Origin of the sequence: Salinivibrio kushneri, assembly GCF_027286325.1 — a bacterium.
In the GTDB taxonomy this organism is placed as follows: Bacteria; Pseudomonadota; Gammaproteobacteria; order Enterobacterales; family Vibrionaceae; genus Salinivibrio; species Salinivibrio kushneri_A.
Genome location: NZ_CP114588.1, coordinates 243,140 through 268,169, shown reverse-complemented (window position 1 = coordinate 268,169; position 25,030 = coordinate 243,140). Strand labels below are relative to the sequence as shown.

The following is a 25,030-nucleotide window of genomic DNA, read 5'->3' as shown; positions in this document are numbered from 1 at the left end:
CAAAACCAATGAGTGTTGAATCATCAACTAATTAAGGTTTTGTTTTTGCCGGACTCAAAATAGAGACTTTGCTTATCACTAAGACAAAGCCCAAGCACACTTGATTGTCTGAGTGACATTACATGTCACTGATTGAGAACTTTACTGTCATTCTTTAAGAATGACTTGTCAGCTTTCCAGATTGTTAAAGAGCATGTCGTTTATTGCTAAATAAACCACGTTCTAAAGATTCTTAAGTAAAAACCTTTAAAGCGTGGTGGGCGATACCGGGCTCGAACCAGTGACCCCCTCCTTGTAAGGGAGGTGCTCTCCCAACTGAGCTAATCGCCCACAATAGTGTGGTGGGTTGTACAGGATTCGAACCTGTGACCAATTGATTAAAAGTCAACTGCTCTACCAACTGAGCTAACAACCCAATGGCGTCCCATAGGGGAGTCGAACCCCTGTTACCGCCGTGAAAGGGCGGTGTCCTAGGCCTCTAGACGAATGGGACACACTGATATGTTTGGGAACATATCCTCTTTAATACTTCAACCTATACAATCTGTGTGAACACTCGCAAAAATAGCGTCAGTAAGGAGGTGATCCAGCCCCAGGTTCCCCTAGGGCTACCTTGTTACGACTTCACCCCAGTCATGAACCACACCGTGGTAAACGCCCTCCCGAAGGTTAAGCTATCTACTTCTGGTGCAGCCCACTCCCATGGTGTGACGGGCGGTGTGTACAAGGCCCGGGAACGTATTCACCGTGGCATTCTGATCCACGATTACTAGCGATTCCGACTTCATGGAGTCGAGTTGCAGACTCCAATCCGGACTACGACAGACTTTAAGGGATTCGCTCCACTTCGCAGCTTCGCTGCCCTCTGTATCTGCCATTGTAGCACGTGTGTAGCCCTACTCGTAAGGGCCATGATGACTTGACGTCGTCCCCACCTTCCTCCGGTTTATCACCGGCAGTCTCCCTGGAGTTCCCACCATTATGTGCTGGCAAACAAGGATAAGGGTTGCGCTCGTTGCGGGACTTAACCCAACATTTCACAACACGAGCTGACGACAGCCATGCAGCACCTGTCTCAGCGCTCCCGAAGGCACTCCTCTATCTCTAAAGGATTCGCTGGATGTCAAGAGTAGGTAAGGTTCTTCGCGTTGCATCGAATTAAACCACATGCTCCACCGCTTGTGCGGGCCCCCGTCAATTCATTTGAGTTTTAACCTTGCGGCCGTACTCCCCAGGCGGTCTACTTAATACGTTAGCGCCGAAAGCCAAAGTCTTAAACCTCAACCTCCAAGTAGACAGCGTTTACGGCGTGGACTACCAGGGTATCTAATCCTGTTTGCTACCCACGCTTTCGCATCTGAGCGTCAGTCTTTGTCCAGGGGGCCGCCTTCGCCACTGGTATTCCTTCAGATCTCTACGCATTTCACCGCTACACCTGAAATTCTACCCCCCTCTACAAGACTCTAGCCTGCCAGTTTCAAATGCGGTTCCGAGGTTGAGCCCCGGGCTTTCACATCTGACTTAACAAACCGCCTGCATGCGCTTTACGCCCAGTAATTCCGATTAACGCTCGCACCCTCCGTATTACCGCGGCTGCTGGCACGGAGTTAGCCGGTGCTTCTTCTGCAGCTAACGTCAAGCAATGCACGTATTAAGTACATTACCTTCCTCACTGCTGAAAGTGCTTTACAACCCGAAGGCCTTCTTCACACACGCGGCATGGCTGCATCAGGATCTCCCCCATTGTGCAATATTCCCCACTGCTGCCTCCCGTAGGAGTCTGGGCCGTGTCTCAGTCCCAGTGTGGCTGATCATCCTCTCAAACCAGCTAAGGATCGTTGCCTTGGTAAGCCATTACCTTACCAACTAGCTAATCCTAACTGGGCCCATCCCAACGCGATAGCTTACATGTAGAGGCCACCTTTGGTCCGAAGACATTATGCGGTATTAGCCGTCGTTTCCAACGGTTATCCCCCTCGTCAGGGCAGGTTCCCAGCCGTTACTCACCCGTCCGCCGCTCGACGTCCAGCAAATCCACCGAAGCTTCAATGCTGCCGTTTCCGCTCGACTTGCATGTGTTAGGCCTGCCGCCAGCGTTCAATCTGAGCCATGATCAAACTCTTCAATTTAAGTTTTGGTGTTTGCTTTCCTATAAAGGAAAGACAAACGGCTCGATAAATACTGTTTTGTTCGTCTCTTACGAGACAAACGAATTGACTGTGCTCCTGTTGGCATCCACTTTTAAAAAAGTGAAATCAAAACAGCTCAAGGCTGGACCAACATGAATTGGTCACTCAGTTCATCGAATAAATCTTTTGTCTATTCTCAACGAGTGCCCACACAGATTGCATAGGTCAAATTGTTAAAGAGCGTTGACTGTGCGAAGCTGCGCTTCGCTCGGTCAGGGCTGCGTATCTTACGCGCCTTGCCGTTAAAGTCAAGAAGAAAATTTATCTTTTCTTTTCAACCCAATCGGGTGAAACAAAACCTCTTTTTGACTCCCCTAACGCGCTATCTGCGTTAAGTAGGGCGGCATTCTAAAGCGTTTGTGACATCCGTCAATCATTAAATTGTTTCTTTTTTCCTAAACGGTCTATTTTTATCCAACATCGCCCTTTTTAGCCAACTAAAGCTCTATTTGCTTCCTAAGCATTAAAAACTGTCATTTATGCTGCCAATTTTGTTACCTGTATCCGAGCTCTTGCGTGAAAAGATACAAACATCGAAAACCTATCAGGCATTTTGGTCTACACAAGACAACGCTGGATAAAGAAAAAGCCAGGCGAGTTGCCTGGCTTTTCTGGGTGCTACTTATAAGTAATTAAACTTATTCTGCAGCTTGCTCAGCGTCTTGTTCTGGGCGATCAACAAGCTCGATGTAAGCCATTGGGGCTTTATCACCAGAGCGAACACCGCATTTCAGAATGCGAGTGTAACCGCCGGCACGTGAAGCAAAACGTGGGCCGAGTTCATTAAACAGTTTCGCTACGACTTCGTCGTTACGAGTACGAGCGAATGCTACACGACGGTTAGCAACACTGTCGTTTTTAGCTAAGGTAATCAACGGTTCAATAACGCGACGCAGCTCTTTTGCCTTTGGCAAAGTTGTTTTGATAACTTCGTGAGTTACCAGCGAGCTAGCCATGTTGCTGAACATCGCTTTACGATGGCTGCTGTTGCGATTGAGTTGACGACCACTCTTACGATGGCGCATGACCTAATCCTTCTAACTAAATAATCAGTCTCTGATTAATCTTCAGCAATGGATGCTGGCGGCCAGTTTTCTAGGCGCATACCTAGAGACAGACCACGTGATGCCAGCACGTCTTTAATTTCAGTCAAAGACTTCTTACCAAGGTTTGGCGTTTTCAGAAGCTCAACCTCGGTACGCTGTACCAGATCACCGATATAGTGAATCGCTTCTGCTTTCAAACAGTTAGCAGAGCGAACAGTTAGTTCAAGATCGTCTACAGGACGCAGTAGGATCGGATCGAACTCTGGCTTCTCTTCTTTCTCCTCAGGGACACGTACATCGCGCAGGTCAACAAACGCATCTAGCTGTTCTGCTAGGATGGTTGCCGCACGGCGAATCGCTTCCTCAGGATCCAGTGTACCGTTAGTTTCCATATCGATGACCAGCTTGTCGAGGTCAGTACGCTGTTCGACACGCGCTGCTTCCACTTTGTAAGCAATGCGATCTACTGGGCTGAACGTTGCGTCAACAAGTAGGCGACCGATTGGACGCTCGTCGTCTTCGCTATCGATACGCGCAGACGCTGGTACATAGCCACGACCACGTTCTACCTTGATACGCATGCTAATTTCAGCGCTTGCATCAGTCAGGTGGCAGATAACGTGTTCTGGGTTCGCAATCTCAACACCACCATCATGGGTGATGTCGCCTGCAACAACAGGGCCTGCACCAGACTTGGTCAGAGTAAGGATAACTTCATCTTTACCCTCAACCTTAACGGCTAGGCCTTTAAGGTTAAGTAGGATTTCCAGGATATCTTCCTGAACCCCTTCTTTGGTGCTGTACTCGTGCAATACGCCGTCAATTTCAACTTCCGTCACCGCACAGCCTGGCATAGATGAAAGTAGGATACGACGTAGCGCATTCCCCAGAGTATGGCCAAAACCACGCTCTAGGGGTTCAAGAGTTACTTTTGCGTGCGTCGAGCTAACTTGTTCAATATCAACTAGACGCGGCTTAAGAAATTCTGTTACAGAACCCTGCATTATGTCCTCTCTTTAGTTCAGCTTTACTTAGAGTAAAGCTCGACGATCAGGTGTTCGTTGATGTCAGCAGACAAATCAGAACGCTCTGGTAGGCGCTTGAATGTGCCTTCCATCTTCTTGCTGTCTACTTCGATCCAAGTTGGCAGTTCGCGTTGAGCGGCAACTTCTAGAGCTGCTTTGATACGCGCCTGGTTCTTAGCTTTCTCGCGAATGCTAATCACGTCGTTTGCCGAAACCTTGAAAGAAGGTACGTTAACTACTTTGCCGTTAACTAGGATCGCTTTGTGGCTTACCAGCTGACGTGATTCAGCGCGAGTTGCGCCAAAGCCCATGCGGTAAACTACGTTGTCTAGGCGACCTTCAAGAAGCTGAAGCAGGTTTTCACCTGTATTACCCTTGATACGGGCAGCGTCTTTGTAGTAGTTACGGAACTGCTTTTCCATTACGCCATAAATACGACGTACTTTTTGCTTCTCGCGAAGCTGAACGCCATAGTCAGACAGACGGCCGCGACGCTGACCGTGAACGCCTGGGACGTTATCGATTTTACACTTGGTATCAATCGCGCGTACGCCTGACTTAAGGAATAAGTCAGTGCCTTCGCGACGGCTAAGCTTCAGCTTAGGACCCAAATATCTTGCCATGATCTTTCTCCAATATTCTAAGAAACAGCGCTAGTGCGTATTAAACGCGGCGTTTCTTAGGTGGACGACAACCGTTATGCGGGATTGGCGTCGCATCAACAATGTTAGTGATGCGGAAGCCCGCTGCGTTCAAGGCACGAATAGTAGACTCGCGACCTGGACCTGGACCTTTAACCATCACTTCGAGGTTTTTCAGGCCGTACTCTTTTGCCATTTCACCACAACGCTCTGCAGCAACCTGCGCAGCGTATGGAGTTGACTTACGAGAGCCACGGAAACCTGAACCACCGGCGGTCGCCCATGCTAGAGCGTTGCCTTGACGGTCAGAAATCGTCACGATTGTGTTATTGAAAGACGCATGAATGTGCGCGACGCCATCAGCGACTTGCTTGCGTACGCGTTTGCGTGCACGAGTTGCTTGTTTAGCCATAGTACTTATCTACCCCGATTATTTCTTGATCGGCTTGCGCGGACCCTTACGGGTACGAGCATTGGTCTTCGTACGCTGACCACGTAGTGGCAAGCTGCGACGATGACGAATACCGCGGTTACAACCAAGGTCCATAAGACGCTTGATGTTCATGGAAATTTCACGACGTAGATCGCCTTCTACGGTGTACTTAGCGACACCGTCACGCAATTGGTCGATCTGTTCTTCTGATAGTTCACTGATCTTAGTGCTTTCAGCAATACCTGCATCAGCTAAAATAGCTTGAGAGGTTGTTTTGCCGACGCCGTAAATCGCAGTCAATGCGATAACAGCATGCTTTTGATCAGGAATGTTAATGCCTGCTATACGGGCCACTATTCACTCCTAGTACTTTTCAAGTAGAACCGCTGCAGAGCCCGTCGAGGATACGCAGCGGCATAACCACTTCTTTTGCACATACAAAAGGTGGGCTGGCTAATGTAGCCAGCCTGACCTCATTTTGCAAGAAAAATATTCTGCTATTAGCCTTGGCGCTGCTTGTGCTTTGGCTCACTGCAGATCACACGAACGGTACCGTTACGCTTGATCACTTTACAGTTACGGCAGATTTTCTTAACGGAAGCACGAACTTTCATTGCTAAACTCCGTAAATAGACAACCTATTAGCGGCCGTAGCCTTTGAGGTTGGCTTTTTTCAACACGGACTCATATTGTTGAGACATCAAATGAGTCTGAACTTGAGCCATAAAGTCCATGATTACGACTACTACGATAAGTAGTGATGTACCACCAAAGTAGAAGTGGACATCCCACGCAATCATCATGAACTCGGGGATCAGACAGATAAAGGTAATATACATGGCACCTGCGAGGGTTAACCGAGTCATTACTTTATCAATGTATTTAGCAGTCTGCTCACCCGGGCGAATACCAGGTACGAACGCTCCTGACTTCTTCAAATTATCTGCTGTTTCTCGCGGGTTAAACACCAACGCTGTATAGAAAAAGCAGAAGAAGATAATCGCTGCCGCATAAAGTATTACGTACGCTGGTTGCCCCGGACTCAGTGCCAATGACACATCGGTTAGCCAGCTTGTTTGATCACCCTTACCAAACCAGTTAGCAAGCGTGCCAGGGAACAAAATAATACTTGATGCAAAAATCGCAGGGATAACGCCTGCCATGTTGATCTTAAGTGGCAGGTGCGTACTTTGCGCTGCAAAGACACGGCGACCTTGTTGCCGCTTAGCGTAGTTAACGACGATACGGCGTTGACCACGTTCCATAAAGACCACAAAGTAGACGACCGCCAATACGATCACTGCGATACCTAGCAAGAGAAGCGGAGACATGTCGCCTTGACGCGCTTGCTCTATTGTCTGTCCAATTGCGGGTGGCAGACCCGCGACAATCCCAGTGAAAATAATCAGCGAGATACCGTTACCTATACCACGTTCCGTAATTTGCTCACCTAACCACATTAAGAACATGGTACCTGTGACCAAACTGACGACCGCAGTAAAGTAAAATGCAGGACCTGGGTTAATCACCAGACCTGGCATCATACTCGGTAAACCAGTCGCGATTCCAATTGCTTGGAAAGTTGCCAACACCAGCGTGCCGTAGCGGGTATACTGACTTATCTTACGACGGCCAGATTCGCCCTCTTTTTTCAACTCCGCTAACGCGGGATGAACCACTGACAATAACTGAACAATAATCGACGCCGAAATATACGGCATAATGCCCAGTGCCAGTATCGAAGCACGCTCAAGGGCACCACCAGAGAACATGTTAACCAAGTCAATGATGGTCCCTTGTTGCTGTTCGAACAGATCGGCAAGTACAGCAGCGTCAATACCAGGAATTGGCACAAAAGAGCCGGCACGGAATACCAATAATGCCATTGCTACAAAAAGTAAGCGGCTTTTCAGCTCCGCGACTCCGCCTTTTGCACTACTGAAGTTTTGTCCTGGTTGTTTTGCCATCTGTACCTCGTCCTCGAGCTAAATTATTCCTCGATTTTACCGCCTGCAGCTTCGATTGCCGCTTTAGCGCCTTTAGTGACACGAACACCTTTAACAGTCACAGCGCGAGCGATTTCACCAGACAGTACGATTTTCGCCGTACGAGTGTCTTGTGCAACAACGTTCGCTGCTTTTAATGTTTCAAGGCTTACTACGTCACCTTCAACTTTTGCCAGCTCGCCGAGACGAACTTCAGCAGAAGTTAGGCCTTTACGCGAAGTAAAACCGAATTTTGGCAGACGCTGTTTCAAAGGCATTTGACCGCCTTCGAAACCTGGGCGTACTGAACCACCTGAACGTGATTTCTGACCTTTGTGACCACGGCCACCGGTTTTACCCAGGCCTGAACCAATACCACGGCCTACACGCTTCGCAGAAGGCTTTGAGCCTGCAGCCGGAGATAGAGTATTCAAACGCATGTGATTACTCCTCCACTTTAACCATGTAGTTGACTTTGTTGATCATACCGCGCACGCACGGTGTATCTTCAAGTTCAACAGTGTGGTTGATGCGACGTAGGCCCAAGCCACGCAGGGTCGCTTTGTGCTTCGGCAAGCGGCCGATAGCGCTACGAGTCTGAGTTACTTTAATTGTCTTAGCCATGTCGTATTACCCCAGAATTTCGTTGACAGGCATGCCACGTTTCGCAGCTACCATCTCTGGAGACTTCGTACCACCCAGACCATCGATCGTTGCACGAACGATGTTGATTGGGTTGGTCGAACCGTATGCTTTCGCCAGAACGTCTTGAACGCCTGCTACTTCAAGCACGGCACGCATCGCACCACCGGCGATGATACCTGTACCTTCTGATGCTGGCTGCATGTACACTTTTGAACCAGTGTGGCGGCCTTTAACAGCGTGGTGCAGAGTACCGTCTTTCAGCGCGATAGTAATCATGTTACGACGCGCCTTTTCCATTGATTTCTGGATCGCAGCAGGTACTTCACGGGCTTTACCGTAACCGAAACCTACGCGACCGTTACCATCACCTACCACAGTCAGGGCAGTGAAGGTAAAGATGCGACCACCTTTAACCGTTTTAGATACACGGTTTACAGCGATCAGCTTCTCATGCAAATCACTTTGTTGTTTATCGTTAGCCATCTTCCACCTACCTTAGAATTTCAGACCAGCTTCACGGGCAGCATCTGCCAGTGCAGCCACACGGCCGTGGTATTGGAAACCGGAACGGTCAAAAGCAACGGCTTCGATGCCTTTTTCCTTCGCTCGCTCAGCAATGATCTTACCCACGGCTGCAGCGGCGTCTTTGTTACCGGTGCTCTTCACTTGCTCACGGATCGCTTTTTCTACGGTAGAAGCGGCTGCGATAACTTCCGCGCCGTTACCAGCGATAACCTGTGCGTACACATGACGTGGAGTACGGTGTACCACCAGGCGAGTCGCACCCATTTCCGCGATCTTGCGTCGTGCTTTGGTCGCACGACGGATACGAGATGCTTTCTTATCCATAGTGTTACCTTACTTCTTCTTAGCTTCTTTGGTACGCACAGCTTCGTCAGAGTAACGAACGCCTTTGCCTTTATAAGGCTCTGGCTTGCGGTATGCGCGGATATCGGCAGCCACCTGGCCAACTGCTTGCTTATCAGCACCGCTGATAACAATTTCAGTTTGGCTAGGGCATTCTGCCTTAACACCCTCTGGCAGAGCGTGCTCAACCGGGTGAGAGAAACCAAGTGTCAGGTTAAGTTTATTACCTGCAACATTTGCACGGTAACCAACACCTTTCAGGACCAGTTTCTTGGTAAAGCCTTCTGTAACACCAACAACCATGCTGTTGACCAGTGCACGCGCTGTACCAGCATGAGCCCATGCTTTAGCGTGTTCCACACTTGGTGCGAAGGTAATGGTGTTCTCTTCTTGGTTTACTGCCACCATATCGTGAAGCGTGCGGCTTAGTTCGCCTTTGCTTCCTTTTACAGTGATTTCCTGACCGTTAAGTTTCACCTCTACGCCGGCAGGAACTACGACAGGTGCTTTTGCAACACGAGACATTTCCTACTCCTTATTAAGCTACGTAGCAGATGATTTCACCGCCCAGACCCGCTTTGCGAGCTGCGCGATCGGTCATCAAACCTTTCGAAGTTGATACAACAGCAATACCAAGGCCACCCATCACTGAAGGCAACTCATCTTTCTTTTTGTAGATGCGCAGGCCTGGACGGCTAACACGTTGGATTTGCTCGATAACTGGTTTAGATTCGAAGTATTTCAACGTCACTTCCAGTTCAGGCTTCGCGTCGCTGTTTACTGCGACGTCAGCCACGTAACCTTCTGCTTTTAGTAGCTCAGCAATTGCCACTTTTAGCTTTGACGAAGGCATTTTAACAGCAACTTTCTTTGCTGCCTGACCGTTGCGTAGGCGGGTCAGCATATCCGAGATCGGATCTTGCATGCTCATAAGTCTTTACTCCCGTGATTCAATTACCAGCTTGCCTTACGCAGACCCGGAATCTCGCCTTTCATGCAAGCTTCACGAACCTTGATTCGGCTTAGGCCGAATTTGCGTAGGTAGCCATGTGGACGACCAGTCTGGTTACAGCGGTTACGCTGACGAGACTTCGCAGAATCACGTGGTAGCGACTGAAGCTTCAGGACGGCGTCCCAACGCTCTTCGTCTGACGTGTTGACATTCTTAATGGTCGCACGCAGGTTGTCACGCTTCTCAGCATAACGGGCTGCGAGCTTCGCACGTTTTACGTCACGTGCTTTCATCGATTTTTTAGCCATAACAGTAACCCTTCACCTTACTTACGGAATGGGAAGTTAAAGGCAGCCAGCAGAGCTCGACCTTCCTCATCTGTACCTGCGGTGGTAGTGATAGTAATATCAAGACCACGGATACGATCGACTTTGTCGTAGTCAATCTCAGGGAAGATGATTTGCTCGCGAACGCCCATGCTGTAGTTACCGCGACCGTCGAACGCTTTCGGGTTCAGACCACGGAAGTCACGGATACGAGGAACTGCGATAGCGATCAAACGCTCAAAGAAGTCCCACATACGCTCGCCACGTAGGGTTACTTTACAACCAATTGGGTAGCCCTCACGGATCTTGAAGCCTGCGACTGATTTACGTGCTTTAGTGATCAGCGGCTTTTGACCAGAAATCGCGGTCATGTCAGCAGCTGCATTTTCAAGCAGTTTTTTGTCGTTCAGAGCTTCGCCCACACCCATGTTAAGGGTGATCTTTTCGATCCCTGGGACTTGCATGATGCTTTTGTAACCAAATTGCTTAGATAGCTCAGCTACAACTGTCTCTTTGTAGTAATCATGCAGTTTCGCCATTGTACTACTCCAGAATTACTTAATAGTTTCGCCATTCGACTTGAAGAAACGCACTTTTTTGCCGTCTTCAAATCGGAAGCCTACACGGTCACCTTTACCAGCAGCTGCGTTAAAGATAGCCACGTTTGAAACGTCAATAGCGGCTTCTTGTTCAACGATGCCACCTTGAGTGCCCAGAGCCGGAACCGGCTTCTGGTGTTTCTTAACGAGGTTAATACCTTCAACGATAACTTTACCGGTCGGTAGAACCTTAGATACTTTACCTTTCTTGCCTTTGTCTTTACCGGCAAGAACGATAACTTCGTCGTTACGACGGATTTTAGCTGCCATGAGATCGCTCCTTACAGAACTTCAGGCGCCAGAGACACAATTTTCATGAACTTCTCAGTACGAAGTTCGCGTGTCACAGGGCCAAAGATACGTGTGCCGACTAGTTGCTCGTTCGTGTTGTTCAACAACACGCAAGCATTGCGGTCGAAGCGAATGACAGAGCCGTCTGGACGACGTACGCCTTTACGGGTGCGAACTACCACCGCCTTAAGCACATCACCTTTTTTCACTTTACCGCGTGGGATTGAATCCTTAACGGTAACTTTGATGATGTCGCCAACGTGGGCGTAACGACGGTGAGAGCCACCCAGAACCTTAATACACATTACACTGCGAGCGCCGGAGTTGTCGGCTGCGTCCAGCATACTTTGCATTTGGATCATTGTTAGTGCTCCGCTGTTATTACATCTAGACCCATCTCGGGTCGGGCTGCCTTTTTACAAGGGCGGCGAATAATAACACTATTTTGACCAGATGGGTAGATAAAAAATAAACGGCCCCCCAAATGAGAGCCGTTTGACTTATTATTGTATGAAAAATCGCTTAGATGCGTGATTTTTCAACAACGCGAACCAATGTCCAAGACTTTTGCTTAGAGATTGGACGACACTCACGAACCTCGACAGTGTCACCTTGGTTACACTGGTTTGATTCATCGTGTACATGTAGCTTACTCGTGCGCTTAATGTACTTACCGTAGATTGGGTGTTTCACAAAACGCTCGATAGCAACGACGATAGTTTTATCGCCTTTGTCGCTGATAACGCGACCTTGCTGAGTGCGGATGTTCTCGCTCATTATGCGTTAGCCTTCTCAGTCAGTACGGTTTTTACACGTGCGATATCGCGACGAACAGCTTTAAGAGTGTGAGTTTGCTGAAGTTGGCCAGTAGCCGCTTGCATGCGCAGATTAAACTGCTCACGTAGCAGACCCATTAGCTCTTCGTTCAGCTGCTCAGCAGTCTTTTCACGTAGTTCTTGTGCTTTCATCACATCACCGCCTTAGTTACGAAAGTGGTTTTGATCGGTAGCTTACGTGAAGCTAATTCAAACGCTTCGCGAGCCAGTGATTCAGGAACACCATCCATTTCGTACAGGACCTTGCCTGGTTGGATTTGGGCAACCCAGTAATCTACTGAACCTTTACCCTTACCCATACGAACTTCCAACGGCTTACCAGTAATTGGTTTGTCAGGGAAGACACGAATCCAGATTTGGCCTTGACGTTTAATGTGACGAGTCATCGCACGACGAGCCGCCTCAATTTGACGCGCAGTGATACGACCGCGACCAACAGCTTTCAGGCCATAGGTACCGAAGCTTACGTCAGTACCGTGCGCCAGACCGCGGTTACGACCTTTAAAAGTCTTGCGGAACTTAGTACGTTTTGGTTGAAGCATCGATAGACTCCTTACTTACGGCCTTTACGCTGCTTCTTCGGCTTGTCAGCCTTTTGCTCAACTTCAGCCATTCCACCTAGGATTTCACCTTTGAAGATCCAGGTTTTAATGCCGATTACACCGTACTGGGTGTGAGCAGAAGAAGTTGCGTAATCAATGTCAGCACGAAGGGTGTGCAGTGGCACACGGCCTTCACGGTACCACTCGGTACGAGCGATTTCAGCGCCGCCAAGACGGCCGCTTACTTCTACTTTGATACCTTTGGCACCTAGGCGCATAGCGTTTTGTACCGCGCGCTTCATCGCACGACGGAACATAACACGGCGCTCTAGCTGTGATGCGATGCTGTCGCCAACAAGTTGCGCATCTAGCTCAGGCTTACGTACTTCAGCGATGTTGATTTGCGCTGGTACACCGGCTAGTTTTGCAACGTGAGCGCGCAGCTTCTCAACATCTTCACCTTTCTTACCGATAACCACACCAGGACGTGCAGTGTGAATAGTCACACGAACACTCTTAGCAGGACGCTCGATAACGATGCGAGAGACTGACGCTTTTTTCAGTTCATTGTTCAAGAACTGACGTACCTTAAAGTCGCCGTCTAGGTTGTCAGCGAAATCTTGGTTATTAGCAAACCAAGTGGAATTCCAAGGCTTAACAATGCCAAGACGAATACCATTAGGATGTACTTTTTGACCCATTGCTTTATCTCCTCGTCTCTTAGCGGTCTGCTACAACAACAGTGATGTGGCTAGAACGCTTCAAGATGCGATCGGCACGGCCTTTTGCACGAGGCATAATACGCTTCATGATTGGGCCTTCATCAACGAAGACTTTGGCGACGCTTAGATCGTCGATATCCGCACCTTCGTTATGCTCGGCGTTTGCAATAGCAGATTCCAACACTTTCTTAACCAGGTCAGCAGCTTTTTTGTTGCTGAAAGTCAGTAGTTCCAGTGCTTGTGCTACGTCTTTACCGCGCACTTGATCCGCAACCAAACGTGCTTTTTGAGGCGAGATACGAGCAAAGCGATGTTTAGCAATAGCTTCCATTTCTTACCCCTTAACGCTTCTTAGCTTTCTTATCAGCAGCATGGCCGCGATAAGTACGTGTTGGTGCAAACTCGCCCAGCTTGTGACCGATCATTTCTTCAGAAACGAAAACGGGTACGTGCTGACGACCATTATGGACAGCGATGGTCAATCCGATCATCTGTGGGATGATCATTGAACGACGGGACCAAGTCTTTAAAGGCTTCTTGTCACCGCTTTCCACCGCTTTCTCTACCTTCTTCAGCAAGTGCAGGTCAATAAAAGGACCTTTCTTGAGAGAACGTGGCATGGCTTATCCTCTGATAATAATTACTTGTTACGACGACGTACGATGTACTTGTCGGTACGTTTGTTCTTACGGGTCTTGAAGCCTTTAGTTGGCATACCCCAAGGTGATACTGGATGACGACCACCTGAGGTACGGCCTTCACCACCACCGTGTGGGTGGTCAATCGGGTTCATTGCAACACCACGTACGCTTGGACGTGCGCCTTTCCAGCGCGCGGCACCGGCTTTACCCAGTTCGCGTAGCATGTGCTCAGAGTTACCCACTTCACCAAGAGTCGCACGACCTTCAGCAAGAACCTTACGCATTTCACCGCTGCGCAGGCGGAGTGTGACGTACGCGCCGTCACGAGCTACGATTTGCGCATAGGCACCCGCAGAACGAGCTAACTGACCACCTTTACCAGGCTTAAGCTCGATATTGTGGATAGTAGAACCCACTGGGATGTTGCGCATTGGCAGGGTGTTACCTACCTTGATAGCTGAATCTGCACCAGATTGGATCTGATCACCGGCTTTTAGGCCTTTTGGTGCGATGATGTAACGACGTTCACCGTCCGTATACAGTACAAGCGCGATGTTTGCACTACGGTTCGGATCGTACTCGAGACGCTCAACTTTCGCTGGGATACCGTCTTTAGTACGTTTGAAGTCAATTACACGGTAATGATGCTTGTGACCACCACCGATGTGACGCACTGTGATTCGACCGTTGTTATTGCGACCACCAGACTTAGAGTTTTTCTCTAGCAGTGGTGCATATGGTTTACCTTTGTACAGATCATGGTTAACCACTTTAACAAGGTGACGACGACCCGGTGAAGTCGGCTTACATTTGATAATAGCCATTTGCTTTTACTCCTCCGTCTTACTCAGCGCCGCCAACGAAGTCGATGTCCTGACCTTCTTTCAAGGCAACATACGCTTTTTTCCAGTCGCTACGACGGCCTTCACGCATACCTTGACGTTTGGTCTTACCCTTAACGAGAAGAGTACGAACAGACTTCACTTCAACTTCGAACAGTTTTTCAACTGCCGCTTTGATCTCTTTTTTAGTTGCTTCTTTGGCTACTTTGAACACAACAGTGTTGTTGTTTTCAGCGGCCATCGTCGCTTTTTCAGAGATGTGCGGAGCACGCAGAACTTTTAGGATACGCTCTTCAGTGATCATGCCAGCATCTCCTCAACTTGTTTAACTGCATCAGCAGTCATCACGACTTTGTCGAAAGCGATCAAGCTAACTGGGTCGATGGTATCTGTATCGCGTACGTCAACCTTATAAAGGTTACGTGCGGCAAGGAACAGGTTCTCATCAACTTCGGCAGTGACGATCAGAGCATCGTTCAGCTCAAGCTCTTTCAGCTTAGCGACAAGCTCTTTAGTTTTTGGTGCTTCAACAGAGAAGTTATCAACAACGATCAAACGCTCTTGACGAACCAGCTCTGACAGGATGCTCTTCAGAGCACCACGGTACATCTTTTTGTTTACTTTCTGAGCATGATCCTGAGGACGTGCTGCGAAAGTGACACCACCGCTGCGCCAGATTGGGCTGCGGATTGTACCTGCACGGGCGCGACCAGTACCCTTCTGACGCCATGGCTTAGCACCGCCACCAGACACGTCTGAACGAGTTTTCTGAGCGCGAGTACCTTGACGGGCACCAGCTGCGTATGCAACGACTACCTGGTGAACCAGGGACTCGTTGAATTCACGCCCGAAGGTAGTTTCGGAAACAGTTAGCGCGTCGGCGCCTTTGACTACCAATTCCATTACTATCTCCTCGACGTTACGCTTTAACGGCTGGTTTAACGATCACGTTGCCACCTGTAGCACCTGGGACTGCACCTTTGATAAGAAGCAGATTGCGCTCAGCGTCAACACGTACGATCTCTAGGTTTTGAGTCGTTACACGCTCAGCACCCATGTGACCTGCCATTTTTTTGCCTTTGAATACGCGACCTGGGCTCTGACATTGACCGATAGAACCAGGTGCACGGTGAGACAAAGAGTTACCGTGGCTCATGTCTTGAGTACGGAAGTTCCAACGCTTAACACCGCCTTGGAAACCCTTACCTTTTGACGTGCCAGTAACGTCTACTTTTTTGATTTCAGAGAAAAGATCGACGTTTAGCTCAGCGCCAACTTCGAACTCTTCACCATTTTCCAGACGGAATTCCCACAAACCGCGGCCTGCTTCAACACCTGCTTTCGCAAAGTGACCAGCTTGTGCCTTGTTAACACGGCTTGCTTTCTTCTCGCCTGTAGTGATTTGAATTGCGGCATAACCGTCAACTTCAGGCTTACGTACCTGAGCAACACGGTTAGCTTCAACTTCAACTACGGTTACCGGGATAGAAACGCCATCTTCGTTGAAGATACGAGTCATACCGACTTTACGACCGACTAGACCAATCATTATCTACTCCCCCTTAACCCAGGCTGATTTGAACATCAACGCCCGCAGCAAGGTCAAGACGCATCAGAGCGTCAACAGTTTTATCTGTTGGCTCAACGATGTCGATCAGACGTTTGTGAGTACGAATTTCGTACTGGTCACGTGCGTCTTTGTTTACGTGCGGAGAAATAAGAACGGTGAAGCGCTCTTTACGAGTAGGTAGAGGGATTGGTCCCTTAACCTGTGCGCCAGTGCGCTTAGCGGTTTCAACGATTTCCGCGGTAGACTGATCGATCAAACGATGATCGAACGCCTTAAGGCGGATACGGATACGTTGGTTCTGCATGAGACAGAGCTCCAAATTCTAAAATATTTACACAAACAATATCGCCATTCCACCTCATTAAGACGAGGGAATGCCGATTAATTTATGTGAAACCGTAGTGCCAAAATTAGGCACATTGTCAGCCATTATTCTATGACTGCGAACATAAGCGGAGTATACATTAAACGAACAGTTTACTGTTCCATTCCTCGATGCTCATTGGTTCACAACTGCGTCGGAAGTCGCAATGACTTAAGCAGTGCCGGGCATTATACCGATGCGCGATAGCTTTGCAAGCCTTGGTTAAAAAATAAGCCCAAACAAAAACGCACCCGACTGGGTGCGTTCATCTACCGCAATACGTTAAGCGTCGTCTTAGCCTTTATCGCTGGCATCTTCGATTATCTGCGCTTGGTTGTAGTTGGCGATACCCACTTTATCAATCAGCCCCAACTGGGTTTCGAGCCAATCAATATGCTCTTCTTCATCATCGAGAATATACTGAAACAAATCTCGCGACACGAAATCGCGGATGCTTTCGGTGTAGGCAATCGCTTCTTTCAGGTCTTCGTGCGCTTGCATCTCTAGCGCCAAGTCACACTCGAAGATTTCTTGTGTATCTTCACCAATGCGTAACTTGCCTAAATCTTGCAAATTGGGCGTCCCTTCTAAAAACAAGATACGCTCAATGAGCTTGTCCGCATGCTTCATCTCATCAATGGACTCTTCATATTCTTTGTCCGCGATGACTTTTAAGCCCCAGTCTTTAAGCATGCGCGCATGCAGAAAGTACTGATTAATCGCAATCAGTTCGTTGCCGAGTACCGTGTTGAGAAACGCTATCGATTTTGGATCGCCTTTCATGGCAAAAGCCTCCTTATGGGTTCTACCTAACAAATGTAGAACCCATAAGGAGGCTGTCAAATATTGACTGCAGGTTAACTGGCTTTTTGTAGCGTAATAAGTTGGCTCTCGTCGTATATCACCTCTTTGGCGTGACGTACACATTTACCACATTGCGACCCCAGAGGGGTCAGTTGGCGCAATTCACGGATACTTGTGACGCCTTGCTGGCGCACCCAATGCTTAATGGTTTTATCCGACACGCTGTGGCAAATACAAACTAACATCTTAGCGATCTCATAACTTGAACTATAACGAGAATAGTTTGCATTGCGGTTGAGGTAAAGGTTTTTTATATAACGCTTGGTTATTGATGACTGACTCATTTGAATCAAGGGATGGCGAAAGATAGGAGAAACAAAAAGGGAGCGCAGTGCGCTCCCTTTGATTGATAAGACAAGGCGTCTATCAAATTAAGCGATGATGTTAGCAACAACACCCGCGCCTACAGTACGGCCACCTTCACGGATAGCGAAGCGTAGGCCTTCGTCCATCGCGATAGGTGCGATCAGCTCAACAACCATCTTGATGTTGTCACCAGGCATTACCATCTCAACGCCTTCTGGCAGCTCGATAGTACCGGTTACGTCAGTTGTACGGAAGTAGAACTGTGGACGATAGCCTTTGAAGAACGGAGTATGACGGCCGCCTTCGTCTTTGCCCAGTACGTATACTTCTGACTCGAACTTGGTGTGCGGAGTGATTGAACCAGGCTTAGCCAGTACTTGACCACGCTCTACTTCGTCACGCTTAGTACCACGCAGAAGAACACCAACGTTCTCACCGGCACGGCCTTCGTCTAGAAGCTTACGGAACATCTCAACACCGGTACAAGTGGTCTTGGTGGTGTCTTTCATGCCCACGATTTCAACGTCGTCACCAACAGTGATGATGCCTTGCTCAACACGACCGGTTACTACGGTACCACGGCCTTGGATTGAGAATACGTCTTCGATTGGCAGGATGAACGGCTTGTCGATCGCACGCTCTGGCTCTGGGATGTAAGAATCCAGTGCTTCAGATAGCTCAACGATCTTCTGCTCCCACTGCTCTTCACCGTTCAGGGCACCTAGCGCTGAACCTTGGATTACTGGGCAGTCGTCACCTGGGAAGTCGTACTCTGAAAGTAGTTCACGTACTTCCATTTCAACCAGCTCAAGCAGCTCTTCGTCATCAACCATGTCACATTTGTTCATGAACACGATGATGTTTGGAATACCAACCTGACGGCCTAGTAGGATGTGCTCACGCGTCTGTGGCATTGGGCCATCAGTTGCAGCAACAACCAGGATACCACCGTCCATCTGTGCAGCACCGGTGATCATGTTTTTCACATAGTCAGCGTGTCCTGGGCAGTCAACGTGTGCGTAGTGACGGTTTGGCGTATCGTACTCAACGTGAGACGTTGCGATGGTGATACCACGATCACGCTCTTCTGGTGCGTTATCGATTGACGCGAAGTCACGAGCAGCACCGCCGTGTACTTTTGCAAGTACAGTACAGATAGCTGCGGTCAGCGTAGTTTTACCATGGTCAACGTGGCCGATAGTACCAACGTTAACGTGCGTTTTCGTACGTTCAAATTTTTCTTTAGACACGATCGTCTTCCTTCCTAGTTGTGAGTTAAAGGGCTTGGCCTAGTAACTCAGAAGTCAGTGTTTGATGCCGACCATGATGTCGGCATCTGGACCAAAATAATTAGCTACGCTCTGCGATCAGGGCGTCAGCGATGTTCTTAGGCACTTCACCGTACTCGCTGAATTCCATCGAGTAAGATGCACGGCCTTGTGTTGCACTACGTAGGTCAGTAGCGTAACCGAACATTTCAGACAGTGGAACCTGGGCACGTACGATCTTCAGACCCGCTGGGCCTTCATCCATACCACCAATCAGGCCACGACGACGGTTCAAGTCACCAACAACGTCACCCATCCACTCTTCTGGTGTGGTTACTTCAACCTTCATCATTGGCTCAAGCATAACAGGTTGCGCGTCGTGAGCACCTTTCTTGAATGCCATTGATGCGGCGATCTTAAACGCCATTTCGTTAGAGTCAACATCGTGGTAAGAACCATCGAACAAGGTTGCTTTAACGTCAAGTACCGGATAGCCAGCGAGTACACCGTTAGCCATCTGCTCTTCGATACCTTTAGAAACCGAGCTGATGTATTCACGTGGAACCACACCACCAACGATTTCGTCAACAAAGACAAAGCCTTCGTTTGGCTCTGATGGTTCGATTTTCAGCCATACGTGACCGTACTGACCACGACCACCAGACTGCTTAACGAACTTACCTTCAACTTTGGTGCTACCACGGATGGTTTCGCGATACGCTACCTGAGGCTTACCAACGTTACACTCAACGTTAAATTCGCGACGCATACGGTCAACGATGATGTCTAGGTGAAGCTCACCCATACCAGAAATCAGGGTCTGGCCAGACTCTTCGTCAGACTCAACACGGAAAGATGGATCTTCTGCCGCCAGTTTACCTAGCGCGATACCCATTTTCTCTTGGTCAGCTTTAGACTTAGGCTCAACCGCGATTTGGATAACTGGATCTGGGAACTCCATGCGCTCTAGGATTACTTTTGAATCCATTGCACATAGGGTGTCACCCGTGGTCACGTCTTTCAGACCTACCGCTGCAGCGATGTCACCGGCACGGATTTCTTTGATCTCTTCACGCTTGTTCGAGTGCATCTGTACGATACGGCCCAAACGCTCACGCTTTTGCTTCACTGAGTTATAGACAGTGTCGCCAGAGTTAACCACGCCTGAGTAAACACGCATAAAGGTCAACGTGCCCACGAATGGGTCAGTTGCAATCTTAAATGCTAGTGAGGCAAACGGTTCTTTATCGTCTGCATGACGCTCGATTGGGTTACCGTCTTCGTCTTCACCTTTGATTGACTTAACGTCAATCGGTGATGGCAAGTATTCGATAACCGCATCCAGTACTGCCTGAACGCCTTTGTTCTTAAACGCAGAACCACAGGTTGCCAGTACGATTTCGTTATCAAGCGTACGCTGACGCAGTGCTGCCTTGATTTCTTCTTCAGACAGCTCACCTTCTTCAAGGTACTTGTCCATCAGCTCTTCAGAGGCTTCAGCAGCAGACTCAACCAGGAAGTTGTGCCATTCTTCTGCTTGCTCTTTCAGATCGTCTGGAATTTCTTCATAGGTATAAGTCATACCCATGTCTTCTTCGTTCCAGTTGATCGCTTTCATTTTGATCAGGTCAATCACGCCTTTGAACTGGTCTTCTGCACCAATGTTCAAGTGAATTGGCACAGGGTGTGCGCCAAGGCGGTTTTTGATTTGATCAACAACGCGCAGGTAATCAGCACCCGCACGGTCCATCTTGTTTACGAATACCATACGCGGTACTTCGTACTTGTCAGCCTGACGCCATACGGTTTCAGACTGAGGCTCAACACCTGATGAACCACAGAATACAACTACCGCACCATCAAGCACACGCAAAGAACGCTCAACTTCGATAGTGAAGTCAACGTGTCCAGGGGTGTCGATGATGTTTACGCGGTGCTGTTTGAACTGCTGATCAGAACCGGCCCAGAAAGTCGTGGTCGCGGCTGAGGTGATGGTGATACCACGCTCCTGCTCTTGCGACATCCAGTCCATGGTAGCGGCGCCGTCGTGTACCTCACCGATTTTGTGTGACAGACCTGTGTAGAACAGGATCCGCTCGGTAGTCGTGGTTTTACCGGCGTCTACGTGAGCACAAATACCGATGTTACGGTAGCGCTCGATAGGGGTTTTACGAGCCACAATAGTATCCTCTTGCTAAGGTTAACCTTAGAAAATGGGTTTGGCGTGCCCCGAACGGGACACGCCATGAAGGCATTACCAGCGGTAATGTGCGAACGCTTTGTTCGCGTCTGCCATACGGTGAACGTCTTCACGTTTCTTAACAGCAGTACCTTTGTTTTCTGACGCGTCTAGCATCTCGCTTGCTAGGCGCTGAGCCATAGATTTTTCACCACGCTTACGAGCGGCTTCAACCAACCAACGCATAGCCAGTGCGTTACGACGTACAGGACGTACTTCTACTGGCACTTGGTAAGTTGAACCACCTACACGGCGAGATTTAACCTCGACCGCTGGGCGTACGTTTTCAAGAGCTTGTTCGAATACAGCCAAGTGCTCTTTACCAGAACGTTCAGCCATGATGTCTAGTGCACCATAAACGATTTTTTCAGCAGTTGACTTCTTACCGTCAACCATCAGGATGTTTACAAATTTTGCCAGCAATTCTGATCCGAACTTAGGATCTGGAAGAATTTTACGCTGACCAATTACGCGACGACGTGGCATGGATTATCTCCGTTGTCTTCTTCAGGTTTTATCCAAAACTTTTCAGTTTTTTCAAAATTCAATTGTTTGAGTGTTTGGCCTTACTTAACGGAATCCATTAAGACTTAGGACGCTTCACACCGTACTTAGAACGACCTTGTTTACGGCCGTTAACGCCTGCACAGTCAAGTGCGCCACGAACAGTGTGGTAACGCACACCCGGCAAGTCTTTAACACGACCGCCGCGGATAAGCACAACACTGTGCTCTTGCAGGTTGTGGCCTTCACCACCAATGTAAGAGGTGACTTCAAAGCCATTGGTCAAACGTACACGGCATACTTTACGCAGTGCAGAGTTTGGTTTCTTTGGAGTAGTGGTGTAAACACGAGTACATACACCACGTTTTTGTGGACACGCTTCCAACGCAGGCACGTTGCTTTTCGCAACTTGCTTCAAGCGTGGCTTGCGAACCAGCTGGTTAATAGTTGCCATTAAATAGCTCCTGATATTACTTAACGTATAAGTGTGAAAAATCTAGCCCCAATACAACAGGGACGCGAAATTTTAGGCGTCGGGGTATGGGGTGTCAAGATTTATACAGAGATCTTTGCATTGTTTGTTTTTCGAGCAGCACACGGGGGATTTTCACACACGACAAAGACTAGCCGATTACCATGTCATTTGCGTGACATGGTCAGCGCTTAAATCGACCAATTGACGCATATCAATCAACTCAGCACTGGGATGGAGTTTATCGCCAAGTCCCCGAGCAATCACATCGTCGCTGAGCAAATAAACAGCATGAGTCTCGGTAAACAATCGATTTGCCCACTCGCTACCTGCCACCCCAGCGACGACGGCATCGCTAAGCAAGACAATGGTGCTGTTCGGCTGAGCGTAGTCTAAGCACTGTGCTAAGGCTTGACGGCTGTATGGGGAATGTTTGACCAAGTGCAGCACGGCCTTCTCCTTAAAAATGTAGAATGCGATCGCAGCCTGACAACTGCGTTTTTACTTGCTCGACCGATAACGCTTGAGTCGGCAGTACCGTAGTTGCCTGCTCAAGTCCTCGTGCGGTCAACGAGGCCTGACAAACATAGACCTCTTCCACATCACACAGAGGCAGCATTTTGAAGCTGGCAATATAGTCGCGGCTTAAAATTTGGCTCGGTTGCTGTCCACCCAGCAATTGAAAGACACCGTCACCGATAAAAAACACCACCAAGTTGTCACAAAAGGCGGACGCGGCAAGCAATGCATCCAGGCCTTCTCGGCCACTCGCGCTGCCATGGGGTGCTGAAGAAAAAACAAACCCTATTTTCATCACTGCCTTCTTAAAATTGCATCACACGATCGGCGGTTAACAACGCCTCTGCCAACGCCCCGAGTCCCGCTTGCGAAAATTCCGCGGCCAAGGTGCTATGTGGCAACGCATGTTGTGCCGCCTCCTGATCACTGACAATGCCACGACGTAGCGCTGCGGCCACACATGTTTCCAATTGCACACCGTGGTCTTGTGCAAGGGTTTGCCATGCCGTGACAATATCAAACTCATCGTTGGCAGGCACTGTGGTTGCCGTGCCGTTTAACACACCGTCTTGATAAAAAAATACTTTGCTGACTGTATGCCCTGCCTCAATGGCAGCGGCTGCAAACTGGTACGCAGTGCGCGCCATTTGTGAGCCATAGGCAGGCTCAGTCACCACTAACACGTAGTGCAAACTCATGACTCTGTCTCTTCGGTTTTGCGCTGTCTGACATAGAGATAAACAGTGTGTTTGGAAATATTTAGCCGGGCGGCAACCCGGTTAATGGCGTCTTTAATATCAAAAATCCCTTTATCATAGAGCGCCATGACAATTTGGCGATTTTTGGTATTGTTAGACACTGTCTTATCCGCGTTCACCTCTTCAACGGTTCGCTCGACCGTTTTATCCACCAGCTCTTCCACATCACTGGCAAAGTTAACGGATGAGGCCGCCTGCTTGGCCTGATCATCTGGGATAAAGGCTTGTAGTACCTGAGAAAAAGGGGCATCTAAATTGATGTTGATACATAACAGCCCAATGATGCGGTTATCTCCGTTCCGGATAGCCACCGTGATCGACTTCATTAGGGTGCCACTTTTGGCGCGGGTAAAATACGCGCGGGAAAAGTTACGCTCTGATCCCTCAATATCACGTAGCATACGCAACGCTAAGTCAGTGATGGGCGAGCCTACCTGGCGCCCGGTATTTTCGCCGTTGGCAATTTTTATCGCCGATTTATTTAGATCGTCCAATGCATGCAGCACGATTTCACAATGCTCACCAATCAAGGCTGCTAGCCCATCGACCACAGCCGAGTAGGACTGCAATATAATGCTGTCTTGTTGGTTGAGTGGATTGGGCTCGATGAGCTCACTTTCCGTCATAATGTTCGCGCCAAAACCCTCTGTCGGTACCACGTACGCCTATCCTTATTCGACCGTTTATCTTTATTGCTCTACGCTCAGTTTAACAGAATTCCTATCTAGAAATGCAAAAAGCCCCGGCAAGGCCGGGGCTGGTATCACGGCTAAAGACACTGCGTTTTAGCCTTCGCTCGCGCTGCCTTTTTTCGCATCATCTTTAATTTCAAGTAGCTCAACATCAAACACCAAGGTTGAGTTGGCAGGGATTGATGCGGTGTCTTGGTCACCATAAGCTAACTCTGGCGGCACAACAAAGGTAAACTTAGAGCCCACAGGCATCAATTGCACCCCTTCAGTCCAGCCTGGGATCACACGGTTAAGTGGGAAAGTGGCCGGCTCACCACGCTCGTACGAGCTGTCAAATTGCGTGCCATCAGTCAGGGTACCTTTGTAATGGACCACAACGGTATCTTCTGCTGATGGCTTCTCGCCTTCACCCATGCTGTCAACTTTGTACAACAGCCCAGAATCCGTTTCTTTCACGCCCTCTTTTTGGGCAAACTCGGAGCGGTATTTTTCACCATCGGCGATTGCCGCTTCTGCTTTTTCTTTTGCTTGTTGTTGCGCAAGCTTGGTCACACGCTGATCAAGCGATTGCAGCGCCGCTTGTGCTTGCTCGTCCGTCAATTTTGACTCACCTTTAAAGACGTCTTGCACCCCTTGCAGTACCACCTCTTTGTCCAGCTCTAGGCCGATTTCAGCCTGCTGTTCAAGGTTGGCATTAAGATACTGTGCCAAAGAAGCGCCAATCGCGTAGGCTGCTTTGTCGTCTTCGTTCGCAAACGCCGCTTCGGCTTGTTCAGCCGCTTGGTTGGTTTGCTCTACTTTTGCGTCTTCTTGCTGACAGCCGACGGCAAAGGCAACGGTTGCCGCGAGTAGCGACATCTTCATTACTGATTTCATTGGGTACTCCGTTGAT

Annotated in this window: 39 protein-coding genes, 3 tRNA genes and 1 rRNA gene; all 43 read right to left on the bottom strand. The window is 48.9% G+C overall.

The window, feature by feature from the left end; genetic code table 11:
- Nucleotides 1-254: 254 nt before the first annotated feature.
- The 43 genes from N8M53_RS01395 to fkpA all read right to left on the bottom strand — a co-directional run bounded on the left by N8M53_RS01395 (nt 255) and on the right by fkpA (nt 25,014).
- A tRNA-Val gene (locus N8M53_RS01395) sits at nt 255-330 on the bottom strand.
- A 9-nt stretch (nt 331-339) separates the two neighbouring features.
- Nucleotides 340-415 (bottom strand) — tRNA-Lys (locus tag N8M53_RS01390).
- 2 nt (nt 416-417) lie between these two features.
- Nucleotides 418-493: transfer RNA gene (locus tag N8M53_RS01385), tRNA-Glu, on the bottom strand.
- Between the two features lie 81 nt (nt 494-574).
- Nucleotides 575-2,129: ribosomal RNA gene (locus tag N8M53_RS01380) — 16S ribosomal RNA — on the bottom strand.
- A 698-nt stretch (nt 2,130-2,827) separates the two neighbouring features.
- A complete protein-coding gene (gene rplQ, locus N8M53_RS01375; RefSeq protein WP_046074810.1) occupies nt 2,828-3,214 on the bottom strand; it encodes a 50S ribosomal protein L17 in 387 nt (128 codons plus the stop codon).
- 35 nt (nt 3,215-3,249) lie between these two features.
- Complete coding sequence (locus tag N8M53_RS01370; RefSeq protein ID WP_046074809.1) at nt 3,250-4,239, bottom strand: DNA-directed RNA polymerase subunit alpha; 990 nt, start codon at nt 4,237-4,239, stop codon at nt 3,250-3,252.
- 23 nt (nt 4,240-4,262) lie between these two features.
- On the bottom strand, nt 4,263-4,883 hold the full coding sequence (rpsD, locus tag N8M53_RS01365) for a 30S ribosomal protein S4 (RefSeq protein ID WP_074213658.1): 621 nt from the start codon (nt 4,881-4,883) through the stop codon (nt 4,263-4,265).
- Between the two features lie 40 nt (nt 4,884-4,923).
- A complete protein-coding gene (rpsK, locus tag N8M53_RS01360) occupies nt 4,924-5,313 on the bottom strand; it encodes a 30S ribosomal protein S11 (RefSeq protein WP_021024486.1) in 390 nt (129 codons plus the stop codon).
- Between the two features lie 18 nt (nt 5,314-5,331).
- Nucleotides 5,332-5,688, bottom strand: a complete 357-nt coding sequence (gene rpsM, locus N8M53_RS01355; RefSeq protein WP_046074807.1) for a 30S ribosomal protein S13 — start codon at nt 5,686-5,688, stop codon at nt 5,332-5,334.
- A 146-nt stretch (nt 5,689-5,834) separates the two neighbouring features.
- Complete coding sequence (gene rpmJ, locus N8M53_RS01350; protein ID WP_021024484.1) at nt 5,835-5,948, bottom strand: 50S ribosomal protein L36; 114 nt, start codon at nt 5,946-5,948, stop codon at nt 5,835-5,837.
- Nucleotides 5,949-5,975: 27 nt separating this feature from the next.
- Complete coding sequence (gene secY / locus N8M53_RS01345; RefSeq protein ID WP_046074806.1) at nt 5,976-7,301, bottom strand: preprotein translocase subunit SecY; 1,326 nt, start codon at nt 7,299-7,301, stop codon at nt 5,976-5,978.
- Between the two features lie 23 nt (nt 7,302-7,324).
- Nucleotides 7,325-7,759, bottom strand: coding sequence for a 50S ribosomal protein L15 (gene rplO, locus N8M53_RS01340; protein WP_077641631.1), 435 nt, complete (start codon nt 7,757-7,759; stop codon nt 7,325-7,327).
- A 4-nt stretch (nt 7,760-7,763) separates the two neighbouring features.
- On the bottom strand, nt 7,764-7,943 hold the full coding sequence (rpmD, locus tag N8M53_RS01335; protein ID WP_046074804.1) for a 50S ribosomal protein L30: 180 nt from the start codon (nt 7,941-7,943) through the stop codon (nt 7,764-7,766).
- Between the two features lie 6 nt (nt 7,944-7,949).
- Nucleotides 7,950-8,447 carry a 30S ribosomal protein S5 gene (gene rpsE / locus N8M53_RS01330; protein WP_046074803.1) on the bottom strand — a complete coding sequence of 166 codons (498 nt, stop codon included), beginning with the start codon at nt 8,445-8,447 and terminating at the stop codon, nt 7,950-7,952.
- Between the two features lie 12 nt (nt 8,448-8,459).
- Nucleotides 8,460-8,813, bottom strand: coding sequence for a 50S ribosomal protein L18 (gene rplR, locus N8M53_RS01325; RefSeq protein ID WP_021024479.1), 354 nt, complete (start codon nt 8,811-8,813; stop codon nt 8,460-8,462).
- Between the two features lie 9 nt (nt 8,814-8,822).
- The gene (rplF, locus tag N8M53_RS01320; RefSeq protein ID WP_046074801.1) at nt 8,823-9,356 is read right to left on the bottom strand and encodes a 50S ribosomal protein L6; all 534 of its coding nucleotides are present in this window, start codon (nt 9,354-9,356) and stop codon (nt 8,823-8,825) included.
- 13 nt (nt 9,357-9,369) lie between these two features.
- The gene (gene rpsH / locus N8M53_RS01315) at nt 9,370-9,762 is read right to left on the bottom strand and encodes a 30S ribosomal protein S8 (protein WP_046074800.1); all 393 of its coding nucleotides are present in this window, start codon (nt 9,760-9,762) and stop codon (nt 9,370-9,372) included.
- Nucleotides 9,763-9,785: 23 nt separating this feature from the next.
- Nucleotides 9,786-10,091: a 30S ribosomal protein S14 gene (rpsN, locus tag N8M53_RS01310; protein WP_046074799.1), complete on the bottom strand. Its 306-nt coding sequence runs from the start codon at nt 10,089-10,091 to the stop codon at nt 9,786-9,788.
- Nucleotides 10,092-10,108: 17 nt separating this feature from the next.
- A complete protein-coding gene (rplE, locus tag N8M53_RS01305) occupies nt 10,109-10,648 on the bottom strand; it encodes a 50S ribosomal protein L5 (RefSeq protein ID WP_021024475.1) in 540 nt (179 codons plus the stop codon).
- Between the two features lie 15 nt (nt 10,649-10,663).
- Nucleotides 10,664-10,978, bottom strand: a complete 315-nt coding sequence (rplX, locus tag N8M53_RS01300; protein ID WP_021024474.1) for a 50S ribosomal protein L24 — start codon at nt 10,976-10,978, stop codon at nt 10,664-10,666.
- An 11-nt stretch (nt 10,979-10,989) separates the two neighbouring features.
- Nucleotides 10,990-11,361 carry a 50S ribosomal protein L14 gene (rplN, locus tag N8M53_RS01295; protein ID WP_046074798.1) on the bottom strand — a complete coding sequence of 124 codons (372 nt, stop codon included), beginning with the start codon at nt 11,359-11,361 and terminating at the stop codon, nt 10,990-10,992.
- Nucleotides 11,362-11,521: 160 nt separating this feature from the next.
- Entirely contained in the window at nt 11,522-11,776 is a 255-nt protein-coding gene (gene rpsQ, locus N8M53_RS01290) for a 30S ribosomal protein S17 (protein ID WP_046074797.1), read from the bottom strand.
- Nucleotides 11,776-11,967: a 50S ribosomal protein L29 gene (gene rpmC, locus N8M53_RS01285; protein ID WP_046074796.1), complete on the bottom strand. Its 192-nt coding sequence runs from the start codon at nt 11,965-11,967 to the stop codon at nt 11,776-11,778. The genes rpsQ and rpmC overlap by 1 nt, the downstream gene beginning before the upstream one ends.
- On the bottom strand, nt 11,967-12,377 hold the full coding sequence (gene rplP, locus N8M53_RS01280) for a 50S ribosomal protein L16 (RefSeq protein WP_021024470.1): 411 nt from the start codon (nt 12,375-12,377) through the stop codon (nt 11,967-11,969). Before rplP ends, rpmC begins: the two co-directional genes overlap by 1 nt.
- An 11-nt stretch (nt 12,378-12,388) precedes the next feature.
- Nucleotides 12,389-13,078 carry a 30S ribosomal protein S3 gene (gene rpsC, locus N8M53_RS01275; protein WP_046074795.1) on the bottom strand — a complete coding sequence of 230 codons (690 nt, stop codon included), beginning with the start codon at nt 13,076-13,078 and terminating at the stop codon, nt 12,389-12,391.
- 19 nt (nt 13,079-13,097) lie between these two features.
- Nucleotides 13,098-13,430: a 50S ribosomal protein L22 gene (gene rplV / locus N8M53_RS01270; RefSeq protein ID WP_046074794.1), complete on the bottom strand. Its 333-nt coding sequence runs from the start codon at nt 13,428-13,430 to the stop codon at nt 13,098-13,100.
- A 10-nt stretch (nt 13,431-13,440) separates the two neighbouring features.
- Complete coding sequence (gene rpsS, locus N8M53_RS01265; protein WP_021024467.1) at nt 13,441-13,719, bottom strand: 30S ribosomal protein S19; 279 nt, start codon at nt 13,717-13,719, stop codon at nt 13,441-13,443.
- 20 nt (nt 13,720-13,739) lie between these two features.
- Nucleotides 13,740-14,564 (bottom strand): 50S ribosomal protein L2, encoded by an 825-nt coding sequence (rplB, locus tag N8M53_RS01260; RefSeq protein WP_046074793.1) that lies wholly within the window; start codon nt 14,562-14,564, stop codon nt 13,740-13,742.
- A 19-nt stretch (nt 14,565-14,583) separates the two neighbouring features.
- On the bottom strand, nt 14,584-14,886 hold the full coding sequence (gene rplW, locus N8M53_RS01255; RefSeq protein WP_021024465.1) for a 50S ribosomal protein L23: 303 nt from the start codon (nt 14,884-14,886) through the stop codon (nt 14,584-14,586).
- Nucleotides 14,883-15,485, bottom strand: coding sequence for a 50S ribosomal protein L4 (rplD, locus tag N8M53_RS01250; protein WP_046074792.1), 603 nt, complete (start codon nt 15,483-15,485; stop codon nt 14,883-14,885). Before rplD ends, rplW begins: the two co-directional genes overlap by 4 nt.
- Nucleotides 15,486-15,501: 16 nt before the next feature.
- Entirely contained in the window at nt 15,502-16,131 is a 630-nt protein-coding gene (gene rplC / locus N8M53_RS01245) for a 50S ribosomal protein L3 (protein ID WP_077578274.1), read from the bottom strand.
- 13 nt (nt 16,132-16,144) lie between these two features.
- Nucleotides 16,145-16,456 (bottom strand): 30S ribosomal protein S10, encoded by a 312-nt coding sequence (gene rpsJ / locus N8M53_RS01240; protein WP_002541412.1) that lies wholly within the window; start codon nt 16,454-16,456, stop codon nt 16,145-16,147.
- Between the two features lie 354 nt (nt 16,457-16,810).
- Complete coding sequence (gene bfr, locus N8M53_RS01235) at nt 16,811-17,299, bottom strand: bacterioferritin (protein ID WP_269579210.1); 489 nt, start codon at nt 17,297-17,299, stop codon at nt 16,811-16,813.
- Nucleotides 17,300-17,373: 74 nt separating this feature from the next.
- The gene (gene bfd / locus N8M53_RS01230) at nt 17,374-17,565 is read right to left on the bottom strand and encodes a bacterioferritin-associated ferredoxin (protein ID WP_269579209.1); all 192 of its coding nucleotides are present in this window, start codon (nt 17,563-17,565) and stop codon (nt 17,374-17,376) included.
- 186 nt (nt 17,566-17,751) lie between these two features.
- Nucleotides 17,752-18,936, bottom strand: a complete 1,185-nt coding sequence (gene tuf, locus N8M53_RS01225; RefSeq protein WP_269579208.1) for an elongation factor Tu — start codon at nt 18,934-18,936, stop codon at nt 17,752-17,754.
- A gap of 100 nt (nt 18,937-19,036) precedes the next feature.
- Nucleotides 19,037-21,133 (bottom strand): elongation factor G, encoded by a 2,097-nt coding sequence (fusA, locus tag N8M53_RS01220; RefSeq protein WP_269579207.1) that lies wholly within the window; start codon nt 21,131-21,133, stop codon nt 19,037-19,039.
- Nucleotides 21,134-21,208: 75 nt separating this feature from the next.
- The gene (rpsG, locus tag N8M53_RS01215; RefSeq protein WP_025673237.1) at nt 21,209-21,679 is read right to left on the bottom strand and encodes a 30S ribosomal protein S7; all 471 of its coding nucleotides are present in this window, start codon (nt 21,677-21,679) and stop codon (nt 21,209-21,211) included.
- A gap of 97 nt (nt 21,680-21,776) precedes the next feature.
- Complete coding sequence (gene rpsL, locus N8M53_RS01210) at nt 21,777-22,151, bottom strand: 30S ribosomal protein S12 (RefSeq protein WP_025673238.1); 375 nt, start codon at nt 22,149-22,151, stop codon at nt 21,777-21,779.
- A 177-nt stretch (nt 22,152-22,328) separates the two neighbouring features.
- Nucleotides 22,329-22,619: a sulfurtransferase complex subunit TusB gene (gene tusB / locus N8M53_RS01205; protein ID WP_269579206.1), complete on the bottom strand. Its 291-nt coding sequence runs from the start codon at nt 22,617-22,619 to the stop codon at nt 22,329-22,331.
- A gap of 10 nt (nt 22,620-22,629) precedes the next feature.
- Nucleotides 22,630-22,986, bottom strand: a complete 357-nt coding sequence (gene tusC, locus N8M53_RS01200) for a sulfurtransferase complex subunit TusC (protein WP_269579205.1) — start codon at nt 22,984-22,986, stop codon at nt 22,630-22,632.
- 7 nt (nt 22,987-22,993) lie between these two features.
- A complete protein-coding gene (gene tusD, locus N8M53_RS01195; protein ID WP_269579204.1) occupies nt 22,994-23,386 on the bottom strand; it encodes a sulfurtransferase complex subunit TusD in 393 nt (130 codons plus the stop codon).
- On the bottom strand, nt 23,383-24,072 hold the full coding sequence (locus N8M53_RS01190) for a helix-turn-helix transcriptional regulator (protein WP_198532142.1): 690 nt from the start codon (nt 24,070-24,072) through the stop codon (nt 23,383-23,385). The genes tusD and N8M53_RS01190 overlap by 4 nt, the downstream gene beginning before the upstream one ends.
- A 159-nt stretch (nt 24,073-24,231) precedes the next feature.
- A complete protein-coding gene (gene fkpA / locus N8M53_RS01185) occupies nt 24,232-25,014 on the bottom strand; it encodes an FKBP-type peptidyl-prolyl cis-trans isomerase (RefSeq protein WP_077606864.1) in 783 nt (260 codons plus the stop codon).
- Nucleotides 25,015-25,030 lie beyond the last annotated feature (16 nt).

What these genes read in the sequence shown, in the direction of transcription:
- rplQ (WP_046074810.1), bottom strand. Translation starts at nt 3,214, where the DNA reads ATGCGCCATCGTAAGAGTGGTCGTCAACTCAATCGCAACAGCAGCCAT.
- N8M53_RS01370 (WP_046074809.1), bottom strand. Translation starts at nt 4,239, where the DNA reads ATGCAGGGTTCTGTAACAGAATTTCTTAAGCCGCGTCTAGTTGATATT.
- rpsD (WP_074213658.1), bottom strand. Translation starts at nt 4,883, where the DNA reads ATGGCAAGATATTTGGGTCCTAAGCTGAAGCTTAGCCGTCGCGAAGGC.
- rpsK (WP_021024486.1), bottom strand. Translation starts at nt 5,313, where the DNA reads ATGGCTAAACAAGCAACTCGTGCACGCAAACGCGTACGCAAGCAAGTC.
- rpmJ (WP_021024484.1), bottom strand. Translation starts at nt 5,948, where the DNA reads ATGAAAGTTCGTGCTTCCGTTAAGAAAATCTGCCGTAACTGTAAAGTG.
- secY (WP_046074806.1), bottom strand. Translation starts at nt 7,301, where the DNA reads ATGGCAAAACAACCAGGACAAAACTTCAGTAGTGCAAAAGGCGGAGTC.
- rplO (WP_077641631.1), bottom strand. Translation starts at nt 7,759, where the DNA reads ATGCGTTTGAATACTCTATCTCCGGCTGCAGGCTCAAAGCCTTCTGCG.
- rpmD (WP_046074804.1), bottom strand. Translation starts at nt 7,943, where the DNA reads ATGGCTAAGACAATTAAAGTAACTCAGACTCGTAGCGCTATCGGCCGC.
- rpsE (WP_046074803.1), bottom strand. Translation starts at nt 8,447, where the DNA reads ATGGCTAACGATAAACAACAAAGTGATTTGCATGAGAAGCTGATCGCT.
- rplR (WP_021024479.1), bottom strand. Translation starts at nt 8,813, where the DNA reads ATGGATAAGAAAGCATCTCGTATCCGTCGTGCGACCAAAGCACGACGC.
- rplF (WP_046074801.1), bottom strand. Translation starts at nt 9,356, where the DNA reads ATGTCTCGTGTTGCAAAAGCACCTGTCGTAGTTCCTGCCGGCGTAGAG.
- rpsH (WP_046074800.1), bottom strand. Translation starts at nt 9,762, where the DNA reads ATGAGCATGCAAGATCCGATCTCGGATATGCTGACCCGCCTACGCAAC.
- rpsN (WP_046074799.1), bottom strand. Translation starts at nt 10,091, where the DNA reads ATGGCTAAAAAATCGATGAAAGCACGTGACGTAAAACGTGCGAAGCTC.
- rplE (WP_021024475.1), bottom strand. Translation starts at nt 10,648, where the DNA reads ATGGCGAAACTGCATGATTACTACAAAGAGACAGTTGTAGCTGAGCTA.
- rplX (WP_021024474.1), bottom strand. Translation starts at nt 10,978, where the DNA reads ATGGCAGCTAAAATCCGTCGTAACGACGAAGTTATCGTTCTTGCCGGT.
- rplN (WP_046074798.1), bottom strand. Translation starts at nt 11,361, where the DNA reads ATGATCCAAATGCAAAGTATGCTGGACGCAGCCGACAACTCCGGCGCT.
- rpsQ (WP_046074797.1), bottom strand. Translation starts at nt 11,776, where the DNA reads ATGAGCGAGAACATCCGCACTCAGCAAGGTCGCGTTATCAGCGACAAA.
- rpmC (WP_046074796.1), bottom strand. Translation starts at nt 11,967, where the DNA reads ATGAAAGCACAAGAACTACGTGAAAAGACTGCTGAGCAGCTGAACGAA.
- rplP (WP_021024470.1), bottom strand. Translation starts at nt 12,377, where the DNA reads ATGCTTCAACCAAAACGTACTAAGTTCCGCAAGACTTTTAAAGGTCGT.
- rpsC (WP_046074795.1), bottom strand. Translation starts at nt 13,078, where the DNA reads ATGGGTCAAAAAGTACATCCTAATGGTATTCGTCTTGGCATTGTTAAG.
- rplV (WP_046074794.1), bottom strand. Translation starts at nt 13,430, where the DNA reads ATGGAAGCTATTGCTAAACATCGCTTTGCTCGTATCTCGCCTCAAAAA.
- rpsS (WP_021024467.1), bottom strand. Translation starts at nt 13,719, where the DNA reads ATGCCACGTTCTCTCAAGAAAGGTCCTTTTATTGACCTGCACTTGCTG.
- rplB (WP_046074793.1), bottom strand. Translation starts at nt 14,564, where the DNA reads ATGGCTATTATCAAATGTAAGCCGACTTCACCGGGTCGTCGTCACCTT.
- rplW (WP_021024465.1), bottom strand. Translation starts at nt 14,886, where the DNA reads ATGATCACTGAAGAGCGTATCCTAAAAGTTCTGCGTGCTCCGCACATC.
- rplD (WP_046074792.1), bottom strand. Translation starts at nt 15,485, where the DNA reads ATGGAATTGGTAGTCAAAGGCGCCGACGCGCTAACTGTTTCCGAAACT.
- rplC (WP_077578274.1), bottom strand. Translation starts at nt 16,131, where the DNA reads ATGATTGGTCTAGTCGGTCGTAAAGTCGGTATGACTCGTATCTTCAAC.
- rpsJ (WP_002541412.1), bottom strand. Translation starts at nt 16,456, where the DNA reads ATGCAGAACCAACGTATCCGTATCCGCCTTAAGGCGTTCGATCATCGT.
- bfr (WP_269579210.1), bottom strand. Translation starts at nt 17,299, where the DNA reads ATGAAAGGCGATCCAAAATCGATAGCGTTTCTCAACACGGTACTCGGC.
- bfd (WP_269579209.1), bottom strand. Translation starts at nt 17,565, where the DNA reads ATGTTAGTTTGTATTTGCCACAGCGTGTCGGATAAAACCATTAAGCAT.
- rpsG (WP_025673237.1), bottom strand. Translation starts at nt 21,679, where the DNA reads ATGCCACGTCGTCGCGTAATTGGTCAGCGTAAAATTCTTCCAGATCCT.
- rpsL (WP_025673238.1), bottom strand. Translation starts at nt 22,151, where the DNA reads ATGGCAACTATTAACCAGCTGGTTCGCAAGCCACGCTTGAAGCAAGTT.
- tusD (WP_269579204.1), bottom strand. Translation starts at nt 23,386, where the DNA reads ATGAGTTTGCACTACGTGTTAGTGGTGACTGAGCCTGCCTATGGCTCA.
- N8M53_RS01190 (WP_198532142.1), bottom strand. Translation starts at nt 24,072, where the DNA reads ATGACGGAAAGTGAGCTCATCGAGCCCAATCCACTCAACCAACAAGAC.
- fkpA (WP_077606864.1), bottom strand. Translation starts at nt 25,014, where the DNA reads ATGAAATCAGTAATGAAGATGTCGCTACTCGCGGCAACCGTTGCCTTT.